The organism is Streptomyces sp. NPDC058157, from assembly GCF_042884105.1.
Taxonomy (GTDB): domain Bacteria; phylum Actinomycetota; class Actinomycetes; order Streptomycetales; family Streptomycetaceae; genus Streptomyces.
On sequence record NZ_JBHVUQ010000039.1, the window covers coordinates 39,317 to 50,932 of the forward strand.

The following is an 11,616-nucleotide window of genomic DNA, read 5'->3' on the forward strand; positions in this document are numbered from 1 at the left end:
CAGCTTACGGATCACGTAAGGAATGTGAACTGGATTCGGCGCTCGGGGCGGGCGAGGCTCTTGGGCATGCGACAGGACACGGAGCAGGACACACAGCACACCCAGGACACGCAAGACACGCGGCACACGGCGGACCGGACTGCGGTCCCGCCCCTCGAAGGGATCCACGTCCCCCTCGTCACCCCCTTCACCCGCGGCGGGGAGGTCGCCGCCGGGGCGCTGGAGGCCCTCGCGCACGAGGTGCTCGACGCGGGCGCCGCCGGGATCGTCGCCCTGGGCACCACCGCCGAGGTGGCGGCCCTGGAGGAGGACGAGCGCGACCTGGTCACCGGGGTCTGCGCGCGGGTCTGCCGGGAGCGGGGCGCGCCGCTGACGGTGGGGGCGGGAGGGAGCGGGACCCGGGCGAGCGAGGCCGCGCTGGCGCGGCTGGCGCGGTGGCCGGAGACGGGGGCCGCGCTGGTGACCGTGCCCGCGTTCGTCCGGCCCTCGGCGGCTGGGGTGCTGGCGCACTTCGCACGGCTGGCCGCCGTCAGCCCGGTTCCGCTGATCGTCTATCACATCCCCTACCGGACGGGGCAGCCGCTGGACGCGGCCGCGCTGCGTGAGCTGGGCTCGCTGCCCGGGGTGGCCGGGGTGAAGTACGCAGGCGGCGGGATCGACCAGGAGACGGTGGCACTGCTGGGCGACCTGCCGGACGGGTTCGCGGTGCTGGCCGGGGACGACGTGTACGTGTCCCCGCTGCTCGCGCTCGGGGCCTCGGGCGGGATCCTGGCGTCGGCGCACCTGGCGACGGAGCGGTTCGCGGAGCTGGCCGGGGCCTGGCGGGACGGCGACGCGGTGCGGGCCCGGGAGCTCGGCCACCGGCTGGCGCGGCTTTCGGCGGCCCTCTTCGCGGAGCCGAACCCGGGGGTGGTCAAGGGGGTGCTGTACGCGCAGGGGCGGATCCCCACGCCTGACGTACGGCTTCCGATGCTGCCGGCGTCCGAGGCGGCGGTGACGGCCGCCCTGAAGGAGCTGGCCGCGCTCTGACCCCACCCGGGTGCGCCCGTTTCCTTCACATTCGAGCGGATTGCAAACTCTCGCGCAGGTCGCCCCAATCGGCGGCATCGGCCCGCTAATTACCCGTATGGGGAACGGGGGCGAGGGGCCCGGCGGGGCCGTGATGTGAGCCACACCCGCCGGGCCAACATCCATTTCCCCGGAAGGGTCGATTCCCTTTTCCCGGAAAGGGAAACCCGGATTTCCCGAGAAGTTTTTCAAGGTCGTTTCGCGGGCGGTCCGCCGGAAGTCGATCTCCGGGTGGAATTCGCGTCTTGTCCGGCCCTTCACGCTGGCCTACGGTCACCCTCATTCCCGGTGGCCCACTGCCGAATCCGGCCGCACCCCGGGACTTCCCCGCACCCGCACGTGAGGAAATGCGCCATGCCCGCATCGGGTAAGCACCGCCGGTCGAAGCAGCACAAGATCGCCCGCAGGCTGGCCTTCGCCGGCACGGGCGGAGCGGCCCTCGCCCTCCCCCTGATCAGCGCGACCACGGCCGGGGCGGCCGCCCTGCAGCCGGCCGCGGCACCCGCCGCGCACACCCTGGCGCTCCCCGCCGCGGAGCCCGCCGCCCAACCGGCGACGAAAAAGGCGGCGGCCCCCCTGATCTATTCCGTGGTCGGCGGCGACACCCTGGCGAAGATCGCGGCCGAGCATTCCGTGAGCGGCGGCTGGAAGGCCCTCTACGCCGCCAACCGCGAGGTCATCGGCAGCGATCCGGCCGTCATCCGCCCGGGCCTCAAACTGGCGCTCGGCGGGGCCGCGAAGGCCGCCGCCGCCCGGGCCACCGCCCTCGCCGCCCAGCCCGCCGCGGCGCCCGCCGCCGTGAAGACGTACGCGAACAACCTGGACGGCTGGATCCGGCAGTCGCTGGACATCATGGCCCGGCACGGGATCCCCGGCAGCTACGACGGCATCCACCGCAACGTGATGCGGGAGTCCTCCGGCAACCCCCTCGCCATCAACAACTGGGACTCCAACGCCGCGGCCGGCATCCCCTCCAAGGGGCTGCTCCAGGTGATCGACCCGACCTTCCGGGCCTACCACGTGCCGGGCACGGCGATGGACTCCTACGACCCCGTCGCGAACATCACGGCCGCCTGCAACTACGCGGCCGCCCGCTACGGCTCGATCGACAACGTCAACGGCGCCTACTGAGCCCGGGCTACCGGGCCGCGGCGTGCCCCGGGGCGATCGGCAGCCGGCGCTTGTGGTCGGTGAGCCGGTAGCGGCGGACGATGGTCTCGAAGGCCCGCGCGTCGACCGGCTTGCCCTCCAGGAAGTCGTCGATGTCGTCGTAGGTGACCCCGAGGGCGTCCTCGTCGGCCTTGCCCGGGTCGAGGGTCTCCAGGTCGGCCGTCGGGACCTTCCACACCAGCTCGGCGGGCGCGCCCAGGGCGTCCGCGACCGCGCGCACCCGGCGCTTGGTCAGGCCGGTCAGCGGGACCAGGTCGGCCGCTCCGTCGCCGAACTTGGTGAAGAAGCCGGAGACCGCCTCGGCGGCGTGGTCGGTGCCGACCACCAGGCCGTCGTGGGCGCCGGCCACCGCGTACTGGGCGATCATGCGCTGGCGGGCCTTGATGTTGCCGTGGACGAAGTCCTGGTGGTGCGCGTCGCGGAACTCCACGCCGGCGGCCCGTGCGGCCTCCAGGGCGGCGTCGCTCGCCGGCTTCACGTCCACGGTCAGGACCGCGTCGGCGCGGATGAAGGACAGCGCGAGCTGGGCGTCGTGCTCGTCGGCCTGGACCCCGTAGGGCAGCCGCATCGCGTGGAACCGGGCCTCGTGCCCGGCCGCGCGGGCCCGCTCGACGGCGAGCTGGCACAGCCGGCCCGCGGTGGTGGAGTCCACGCCGCCGCTGATCCCGAGGACGAGGGAGCGCAGGCCGGTCGAGGTCAGCCGCTCGGCGAGGAAGGCCACCCGGCGCTCGATCTCCCGCTCGGCGTCGAAGGTCTCGGCGACCTCCAGGTCCCGGGCGATCTCCTGCTGCAGGGCGATGGACGCCGGCTCGCTCACGTCTGCTCCTCGTTCTCGGCGGTGTCCGCGCCGTCCGCGCCGTCCGCGGACAGCCGCGTCCCGTTCGACGGTGTGGTGTCTGGGCCCCAGCCTACCCAGGCGGCCCCGCCGCCCCGGCCGTGCCTCAGAGCCAGCCCTGGCGGCGGGCCGCGCGGACGGCCTCCATGCGGTTGCGGGTGCCGGTCTTGCCGATGGCCGCCGACAGGTAGTTGCGCACGGTCGACTCCGACAGGTGCACCCGGGCCGCGATGTCGGCGACCGTGGCCCCGTCGACGGCGGCGTTCAGCACGTCCGCCTCGCGCGGGGTCAGCGGGTTCGGGCCCGCGCTGAGCGCGGCGGCGGCGAGCGAGGGGTCGATCACGGTCTCCCCCGCCAGCACCCGGCGGACCGCGGCGGCCAGTTCCTCCACCGGCCCGTCCTTGACGAGGAACCCGGCGGCCCCCGCCTCCATCGCCCGGCGCAGGTAGCCGGGGCGGCCGAAGGTGGTCAGGATCAGCACCCGGGTGCCGGGGCAGGCCGTGCGCAGCTCGGCCGCGGCGTCGAGGCCGCTGCGGCCCGGGAGTTCGATGTCGAGGAGGGCCACGTCGGGCCGGGCCTCGAGGGCGGCGGGCACGATCTCGTCCCCGGCGGCCACCTGCGCCACGACCTCGATGTCCTCCTCCAGCCCGAGCAGCAGGGCCAGGGCGCCGCGCATCATCCCCTGGTCCTCCGCCAGCAGCAGCCTGATCATCCGGTCCCCTCGTCCCCTTCCGCGGCCGGCTCCACGGGGAGTTCGGCGGTGACCCGGAAGCCCCCGCCCGGTACGGGGCCGCTGGTGAGCGTGCCGCCCGCGGCGGCGAGGCGTTCTCCGAGGCCGGTCAGTCCGCTGCCCGGCGGGGTCGAGCCTACGCCGCGCCCGTCGTCGGTGATCACCAGCCGGACCCGTTCCGGCCCGCCCTGCACCTCGATGTCGCAGCCGGCGGCCCCGCTGTGGCGGACGGCGTTGGTGGCCGCCTCGCGGACCACCCAGCTCAGCAGCGCGGCGGTCTGCGGGGGCAGCGGGGGGCCGGACTGGCGCACCCGGGGCTCGATGCCGGCGGCGCTCAACGCGCCCCGGGCCCGGTCGAGTTCGGCGGCGAGGCTGGCCTCGCGGTAGCCGGTGACGGCCTCGCGGATCTCAGTGAGGGCCTGGCGGCCGACGGTCTCGATGTCGCGGACCTGGCCGATGGCGGCCTCCATGTCGCGGGGGGCGATGCGCCGGGCCGCCTCCGATTTCACGACGATCACCGACAGGGTGTGGCCGAGCAGGTCGTGCAGGTCGCGGGAGAAGCGCAGCCGTTCCTGGTCCACCGCCGACCGGGCCAGCTCCTGGCGGGTGTCGCGCAGTTCCTTCACCGTCTCGGACAGGGCGAGGATGGCCGCGGTGACCATGCCGGACAGGAAGGTCCCGTAGACGATGCCGAGGGCGTCCCAGCCCTCGCGCAGTCCGCCGATCACCCCGGCGAGGGCGCTGATGCCGAACATCACCTGGCCGAGCCGCCGGCCCCGGATCACCGCGCCGGCGGCCAGGCCCAGCAGCGGGAAGAACAGCAGCCAGCTGTCCCCGTAGGCGCCGGCCAGGGCGCAGGTGACGGCGCCGAGGACGACCAGGCACCAGCGGGTGGAGGGCAGTTCCCGGGCCTCCTTGTGGAAGGCGCGGAACGCCAGGGTGACGTAGAGGGAGTTGAAGACCAGCAGGCCCAGTGCGCCGACCCACGGGTTGGGGGTCTGGCCGTGGACCACGTTGGAGATGGCGCCCATGCCGAGGAGGAGCCAGGGCAGGAGGGTGAAGGCGTTGGGCGGCCCCAGGGGGCCGCGGCCGTAGTCGGGGGCCTCGCCGCGCGCCTTGCGGGCCTTCTCCGCCGCGCGCCACGCCGCCTTGCGGGCGGGCCAGTCGGCCTTCCAGTCGTCCTTGCTCCGGCAGTCGTCCCGCATGTCCGTTCCCGCTTCCCGTTCCGCCGCCGCGCCGTCCGTGAGGAGGGGCGGCGGGGAGAGCTGTTCTCTCATGACCACCACGGTAGGGACCGGGACGGGGCCGGTGGCAGAGCCGCCCGTACGCTCCTGGGCAGTACGAATGTCACAACGCCCGGCGCCGGCGCAGTGCGCGCAGCAGGGTGCCGGCCGGGGCCTTGAAGCCGTAACCGACGTCCTTGCGCAGTACTCCGGCCCCGGCCCGCTCCACCGCGGCGAGTTGGTGGCCCATCAGCTCCGCCATGGCGGCGACCACCGGGCGCAGTCCGGGGGCGGTGAGTTCGAGGATCCCCTCGTCGGCGGCGGCCAGGGCCGTGCGGGCGAGGCGGCATTCAGCGGCGAGGAGGGCGCGGACGGCGGGGGTGTCGCGGGCGCCTTCGAGGTCGGCGCGGGTGACGGAGTGCTCGTCGAGCCGGGCGCGCGGCAGGCACAGCCGGCCCTCGGCGAGGTCGCCGGCCAGGTCGGCGAGGAAGTCGACGCGCTGGGCGGCGTCGACGAAGGTGCGCCAGCCGGCGGCCTGCGCGGCGTCCGGGCCGCCCTGGTACTGGAGTCCGGTGAAGACCAGGACCCCGGGCCAGGCGTAGGCGTCGAGGTAGGCCTGGAAGTCCTCCTCGGTGCCGAACCCGTCGAAGGCGGCCTCGGCGGTGGCCGCGCCGTCGAGGAAGCGGGTGATCCAGTGGGTGGGCAGCCCGCCGGTGCCGACGGCGTGGGCGTACGCGCGCAGCAGCGGGTCGGGGCTGTCGCCGGTCTCCAGGGCCCGTGTGGTGCGGGCGGTCAGCTCGGCGAGGCCGGCGCTCCGCGCCTGCGGGGTACCGGTCTCGGCCACGTCGTCGACGAGGTTCATGAAGGCCAGGCCCGCCGCGAGCCGGGGCACCAGGGGCGGTGCGGCCAGCAGGCGCAGGGTGACGAACCGGGCGGGGTCGCGGCGCAGCACTCCGCGCGCGGCCCGGGTGTAGTCGTCCCGCAGCCCGGGGCCGGATATCCCGGCCCGGGTGAGGGTGGTGCGCCAGCTGGGCATCGTGTGCGTGCTCCCTTGTGCCGTGTCCCCGCCCGTACGCGTGTGCGGGCCACGGGGACACGATGTCAGGAGCGGTAGACCTTCTTGACGTCGCCCTGGGCGTCGGCGTACAGGTAGCCGCCCCGGCCGTACTCGTCGCTCAGGTAGGGCCGCACGGAGGTGGAGCCGCCGTCGAACAGCCAGGGCTCCACGATGACGTAGCGGGAGGTCGGCTTGGTCACGCCGAGTTCCTTCTGGGCCCGGTCGAGGAGGCCGGGCAGGGCGTCCCAGTTCACGGCGTTCATGTCGACGAGCGCCTTGGCGTCGTCGATCCGGCCGCCGGGTCCGGTCCGCTTGGCCCGGCCGTCGCGGTACTCGTAGCGGTCGTAGGTCCCGGCGCCGTCGGGCGTGGGGATGGAGGCGAGCACGTACCCCTCGTAGACGGTCATCTCCACGAAGGTGGTGGTGCCGGACAGCTGCTTGAACGCCGCGAGGGCGGTGCGGACCCGGTCGGGGGTGAGCATGCTGCCCCCGGCCTCGCCGGCGGGGCCGCTCTGCCGTGCCGACGGGACGGTGGCCGGGGTGGCCCGGCCGCCGGTGGCGAGGCCGGCGGCGCCGGTCGTGGCGGGGGCGCCGGTGGTGGGGCCCTTGGCGTTCGCGCCGGCGGAGCCGGAACCGCCGTCGGGGAACGCCTGGACGAGGCCGACGGCGCCGCCGGTGAGGGCGACGGCGAGGAGGGCGCCGATCAGGACCGGGCGGCGGCGGCCGCGGGCCGGGGTGACGGGGGCCGTGGCGTCGTAGGGGGAGCCGCCGCCGGGGACGAAGGGCCGGGTGTCGGACGGCGGGGGCGGGGGCGCGTACGCGGGCGGGACCGCCGGGGCGGCCGGGCTCCCGCCGGTGGCGAGAGCGGTGCTCGCGGCGCGGAGCAGGGCTTCCAGTGCGGCGCCGTCGGGCCGTACCGCCGGGTCGCGGACGAGGAGCCGTTCCAGTACGGGGCCCAGCGGGCCGGAGCGGACCGGCGCCGGGATCGGGTCGTCGAGGACGGCGACGACGGTGGCGAGGCTGGTGGCCCGGCGCAGCGGGTGGGTGCCCTCGGCGGCCACGTACAGCATCATGCCCAGCGACCACAGGTCGGAGGCGGCCAGCCCCTCCTCGCCCCGGGCCCGTTCGGGGGCGATGTACTCGGGCGAGCCGATCAGGACCCCGGTGGAGGTGAGGGCGGTGGCCCCGCCCAGGGCGGCGATGCCGAAGTCGGTGAGCACGGCGGCTCCGTCGGGCCGCAGCAGCACGTTGGCCGGTTTCACGTCCCGGTGCAGGACCCCTTCGGCGTGCGCGGCGCGCAGCGCGGACAGGACGTCGAGCCCGAGCCGCACCACGTCGGCGACCGGCAGGGGGCCGTCGGCCAGCCGGTCGTGCAGGGAGCCGCCCTTGACCAGCTCCATCACGATCCACGGGTGGCCGTCGGTGCCGGGGGCGGGCTCCACGATGTGGTGGATGGTCACGACGCCGGGGTGCGCGAGGCGGGCCAGGGCCCGGGCCTCGCGCACGGCCCGTTCGCGCATCTGGGCGGAGAGCCCGGGGTTGGCGGCCTCGGAGGCCGGGTCCGGCGGGCGCACCTCCTTGAGGGCGACCTCGCGGTGCAGGGCGATGTCGCGGGCGCGCCACACCGTTCCCATGCCTCCGGCGCCCAGGGGTGCGATCAGTTCGAAACGGCCGTCGACCAGCCGTCTGCCGGCCTCACTCGTGTCCATGGCCGGTCATCGTAGAGGGCGCCTCCGTCAGCAGCGGCGCCGGTCCGCCGTCAGGGCGCCCTGCGCGGTGGACACCGTACGGTCGTAACAGCCGCCGCCGATTTCGGACCCGTACAGCTGGTAGCGGGCGGTGGTGGTGCCGACGGCGTGGCGCTGGTCGCGCGGGACGTTCGCGGTGTACGAGGCGTCGCCCGTGTACCGGTCGTCCAGGCGGGTCCGGCCGGTCTCGTGCCCGCCGCGCAGGGTGACGGTGTCGGCGCGGTCGCCCAGGGAGAGGACGGTGCGCAGCCGGTCGCCGGCGCCGAGGGTGGTCTCGCCGTCCATGGTGTAGACGCGGGTGGTGCGGGTGGTGGTGGCGCCCCGGGTGACGCTCTCCTCGTCGTTCCAGGTGGCGGTGAGGGCGTCGCGGTTCTCGCCGTCGGTCCAGCGGTGGGCGGACGTGTTGCCCACGGCCCGGGTGACGGTGGTGGTGACGCGGCCGTGGGAGGTGTCGAGGTACCCGGCGGTGGTGAGTCGGTGGGCGCCGTCGGTGTCCAGGCGGTGTTCGCCGCCGGGGGCGGCGGGGGTCCAGCGGGAGGTGCCGGTGGGGGCGGTCTCCTCGTGGCGGGTGAGGGATCCGGTGACGACCTCGCGGCCCCGGTCCTGCCACAGCAGCAGGTTGGCGGGGGTGCTCCAGCCGCTCTGGCCGGCCGGTACCCCGGCGACGGTCACCTCGATCCGGTGCGGGCGGCCGTCGTTGAGGAGGGCGGCGTAGGGGGTGAGGTCGTAGACGGCGGGCGGGACGTCGAAGGCGTGCGGGCCGGGGGTGACGTACCAGAGGAAGGGGTTGGACCAGCCGCCGGTCCAGACGGTCGGGAAGGGGGCGGCCAGCCCGGCGAGCTGTCCGTCGACGGAGACGCGGACCTCGCGGTAGGGGCCGTCGGCGGCCTTGCAGGAGTAGGGCGCCGCGTCGGGGACGGTCAGGTACCAGAACTCCTCGCAGCCGCCGCCGGAGCCGGTGGCGTAGACCTCGGCGAGGATCCGTTCGGTGTTGCGCGGGGTGGTGACGGCCGGGGTGGTGAGCGGGAGGACGCGGTCGGGGGCGGGGGCGGGGCGGGTGCGGCCCTCGGCGGCGTAGAAGGTGAGGGTGACCTTGACGTCGATGACGCCGGTGTAGGTGTCGTCGACGACGTTGCCGATCAGCATCTCGACGGGCTGCGGGCGGGCGAGGGTGTCGCGGTAGCGGGTGACGTCCTTCTCCACGGACCACTCGATGCCCTCGGGCGAGGGTTCGGGGGTGGAGGTGCTCAGGATCTCCACGCCGCCGACGGCGAGGTGGCCGAGGCGGTCGTACTGGCGGCCCTTGACCTTGCCGTCGAGGCGGAGCACCACCTTGGCCCAGTCGGCGCGGCCGCAGCCCGCGGGCGGGGTGTAGTCGCCCCGGTAGGGGGTGAAGTCGCGGAACTGCGCCTCGGCGAGGGTGACCCGGCAGGAGGTGGTGGCGGGGTGTTCCACGGGCGGGGCGGCGGTGAGGGGGTCGTGCCAGTCGGTGCCGAACTCGGCGGGCGGGGTGTCCGCGGGCCGGGCGGAGACCGGGGCGGGGGTGGCCGCCGCGGGTCCGGCGGTGGCGGCCAGGGTGCCCGCGGCGAGGGTGAGCGCGCCGAGCAGGCCCATGATCCTGTGTCGTCTCATGGGCCCGCAGTGAAGCGGCTCCCCGGTCCCGGCCGCCAGGGCCGGTGGTCCGGTCCTGGCGCGAACTCGCCTACGGCTTCAGGCGGGGAGAACCACGACGCCGTCGTCGTCCGCGTACACGGTGTCGCCCGGGCGGAAGGTGACCCCGCCGATGGTGACGGGCTCGTCCACGGCGCCCGCGCCGGTCTTGCCGCTCTTGCGCGGGCAGGTGCCGAGCGCCTGGACGCCGAGGTCGAGCCCGCCCAGCGCCACGCTGTCGCGGACCGCGCCGTTGACGATCAGTCCGGCCCAGCCGGAGCGCTCCGCGGCGCCGGCGATGAGGTCGCCGACGAGGGCGGTGCGCAGCGAGCCGCCGCCGTCGATGACGAGGACGGCGCCGTCACCGGGGGTGTGGAGGAGCTCGCGCAGCAGGGCGTTGTCCTCGTGGCAGCGGACGGTGCGCACCGGTCCGGCGAAGAGGCGGCGGCCGCCGATGGCGCGGAAGGCGGTGGTGCAGATGCCGAGGTCTTCGCCGTGCTCGTCGTAGAGGTCGGCGGTGGGGACGGGGGTGACGCTCATCTCGCTGGGGGCTCCTCGCAACTCGTACGTCGTGCCGTGCGCGGCCCAGCGTATGCGGCGGGTGCTCGCGGCTCAGTCGCGGGAGTTGCCGAAGAGGATCCGGTAGCCGATGAGCAGGACGAGGGAGCCGGCGATGGCGGAGCCCCAGGTGGCGAGGTCGAAGAAGTGGTTCTGGATGGGGCGGTCCAGGAACTTGGCGGAGAGCCAGCCGCCGATGAAGGCGCCCGCGACGCCGATGAGGGTGGTGCCGATGAGGCCGCCGGGGTCCCGGCCGGGCAGCAGGATCTTGGCGATGCCTCCGGCCAGCAGGCCCAGGACGATCCAGCCGATGATGCCCATGGTCGTTCACTCCGCTCGTTGGTCTGCGTCTCTACGGTGAGGAGGACGCGGACGCGGGCCCGGCGGTTCTCAGCCGCGGCGGGTCCGCAGCAGACGGGTGGCCAGGGCGGCGGCCGTCACGGCGCCGATTCCGGCCACGGCGAGGCCGCCCCGGGAGCGGTAGGAGAACAGGGAGAGGGTGGAGCGGGCCGAGAAGGCGGAGCCCGCGCTCAGCCAGGAGGCCGTCGAGCCGACGGAGAGGGCCGAGCCGAGGGAGCCGACGGACAGCACGCTGCCGACGGAGCCGACGGAGAGCACCGAGCCCACCGAGCCGATGGACAGCACGGAGTCCCGGGACCACAGGGAGAGGTACGAACGGTCGGCCATGGTGCTCAGGCTGCCACATGCCCGGCCGGGACGGGGTGGTTCTCGCCGGTCTGGGCAGCGGGCGCCGTCCGGGTCAGCAGGAGGACGCCGCGGCCGGCGGCGAGGGCCCCGGTGACGGCGAGCACGATGCCGAAGGCTCCGCCGTGGAGGCGTTCGCCGAGCAGGACCATGCCGATGACGGCGGCGGCGAGCGGGTTGGCGAGGTTGACCACCGCGAGCGGGGCGCCGAGGCCGCCCCGGTAGGCCCGCTGCGAGAGCAGCATCCCGCCGACCGCGAAGACCACGACGAGCAGCGCGACGGTGACCACCCGGACGCTGAGCAGGGAGCCGCCGCGGCCGCCCGCGACGGTCACGGTCTGGGTCAGGGCGGAGGCCACGGCGGAGGCCAGCCCGGAGGCGGTGGCGTGCCGCAGGCCGGGGCCGGGGTCCTTGCGGGCGGTGAGCAGGGCGATGACGGCCAGGGTGGCGCCGGAGACGGTGAGGGCCTCGGCGACGCTGAGGGTGTCGTCGGGGGCCGGGCCGGAGGCGGGGAGCAGCAGCAGGCCGAGCCCGGCGACGGTGGCCAGGGTGCCCCGCCACTCGGTGGCGGCGACCCGCCGGCCGGCGCCGCGCGCCCCGAGCGGGACGGCGGCCACGAGGGTGAGGGCGCCGAGGGGCTGGACCAGGGTGAGCGGGCCGTAGCGCAGGGCGGCGGCGTGCAGCAGCGCGGCGGCGGCGTTCAGCCCGGCCGACCACCACCAGGCGCCGTTGCCGAGGAGGTCCCGGGCGGAGCGGGCGACGGCCCGGCGGGCGAGCCGCTCCTGGGCGACGGCGGCGGCCGCGTAGGTGACGGCGGAGGCGAGGCAGAGCGCGACGGCGAGCAGGGTGGCGTTCACCGCTCACCTCCGGCG

The 11,616-nt window shown here is 75.4% G+C and carries 12 protein-coding genes; 2 read left to right on the plus strand and 10 right to left on the minus strand.

Translation table 11 applies throughout. The features are described from left to right. The first annotated feature begins 66 nt into the window (after positions 1 to 66). Both ACFVXK_RS12950 and ACFVXK_RS12955 read left to right on the plus strand, forming a co-directional pair. Positions 67 to 1,029, plus strand: a complete 963-nt coding sequence (locus ACFVXK_RS12950) for a dihydrodipicolinate synthase family protein (protein ID WP_389611553.1) — start codon at positions 67 to 69, stop codon at positions 1,027 to 1,029. 393 nt (positions 1,030 to 1,422) lie between these two features. Next, positions 1,423 to 2,199 carry a transglycosylase SLT domain-containing protein gene (locus tag ACFVXK_RS12955; protein ID WP_389611554.1) on the plus strand — a complete coding sequence of 259 codons (777 nt, stop codon included), beginning with the start codon at positions 1,423 to 1,425 and terminating at the stop codon, positions 2,197 to 2,199. 7 nt (positions 2,200 to 2,206) lie between these two features. On the opposite strand, the gene nadE is transcribed toward ACFVXK_RS12955, so the two are convergent. The 10 genes from nadE to ACFVXK_RS13005 all read right to left on the minus strand — a co-directional run bounded on the left by nadE (position 2,207) and on the right by ACFVXK_RS13005 (position 11,601). Beyond that, positions 2,207 to 3,055: an ammonia-dependent NAD(+) synthetase gene (gene nadE, locus ACFVXK_RS12960; RefSeq protein ID WP_389611555.1), complete on the minus strand. Its 849-nt coding sequence runs from the start codon at positions 3,053 to 3,055 to the stop codon at positions 2,207 to 2,209. A gap of 124 nt (positions 3,056 to 3,179) precedes the next feature. Beyond that, complete coding sequence (locus tag ACFVXK_RS12965) at positions 3,180 to 3,785, minus strand: response regulator (protein ID WP_389611556.1); 606 nt, start codon at positions 3,783 to 3,785, stop codon at positions 3,180 to 3,182. Then, positions 3,782 to 5,008 carry a histidine kinase gene (locus ACFVXK_RS12970; RefSeq protein ID WP_389611564.1) on the minus strand — a complete coding sequence of 409 codons (1,227 nt, stop codon included), beginning with the start codon at positions 5,006 to 5,008 and terminating at the stop codon, positions 3,782 to 3,784. Before ACFVXK_RS12970 ends, ACFVXK_RS12965 begins: the two co-directional genes overlap by 4 nt. 142 nt (positions 5,009 to 5,150) lie before the next feature. After that, positions 5,151 to 6,062, minus strand: coding sequence for a squalene/phytoene synthase family protein (locus ACFVXK_RS12975; RefSeq protein WP_389611557.1), 912 nt, complete (start codon positions 6,060 to 6,062; stop codon positions 5,151 to 5,153). 65 nt (positions 6,063 to 6,127) lie between these two features. Further along, positions 6,128 to 7,792 (minus strand): serine/threonine-protein kinase, encoded by a 1,665-nt coding sequence (locus ACFVXK_RS12980; RefSeq protein ID WP_389611558.1) that lies wholly within the window; start codon positions 7,790 to 7,792, stop codon positions 6,128 to 6,130. A gap of 27 nt (positions 7,793 to 7,819) precedes the next feature. Next, positions 7,820 to 9,463 carry a peptide-N4-asparagine amidase gene (locus ACFVXK_RS12985; RefSeq protein ID WP_389611559.1) on the minus strand — a complete coding sequence of 548 codons (1,644 nt, stop codon included), beginning with the start codon at positions 9,461 to 9,463 and terminating at the stop codon, positions 7,820 to 7,822. Between the two features lie 78 nt (positions 9,464 to 9,541). Further along, positions 9,542 to 10,021 (minus strand): ribonuclease E activity regulator RraA, encoded by a 480-nt coding sequence (gene rraA / locus ACFVXK_RS12990; RefSeq protein WP_389611560.1) that lies wholly within the window; start codon positions 10,019 to 10,021, stop codon positions 9,542 to 9,544. Positions 10,022 to 10,093: 72 nt separating this feature from the next. Further along, positions 10,094 to 10,360, minus strand: a complete 267-nt coding sequence (locus tag ACFVXK_RS12995) for a GlsB/YeaQ/YmgE family stress response membrane protein (RefSeq protein WP_358893215.1) — start codon at positions 10,358 to 10,360, stop codon at positions 10,094 to 10,096. Between the two features lie 69 nt (positions 10,361 to 10,429). After that, positions 10,430 to 10,726 (minus strand): hypothetical protein, encoded by a 297-nt coding sequence (locus ACFVXK_RS13000; RefSeq protein ID WP_389611561.1) that lies wholly within the window; start codon positions 10,724 to 10,726, stop codon positions 10,430 to 10,432. A 5-nt stretch (positions 10,727 to 10,731) separates the two neighbouring features. After that, on the minus strand, positions 10,732 to 11,601 hold the full coding sequence (locus ACFVXK_RS13005) for a DMT family transporter (RefSeq protein ID WP_389611562.1): 870 nt from the start codon (positions 11,599 to 11,601) through the stop codon (positions 10,732 to 10,734). Between the last annotated feature and the right edge of the window lie 15 nt (positions 11,602 to 11,616).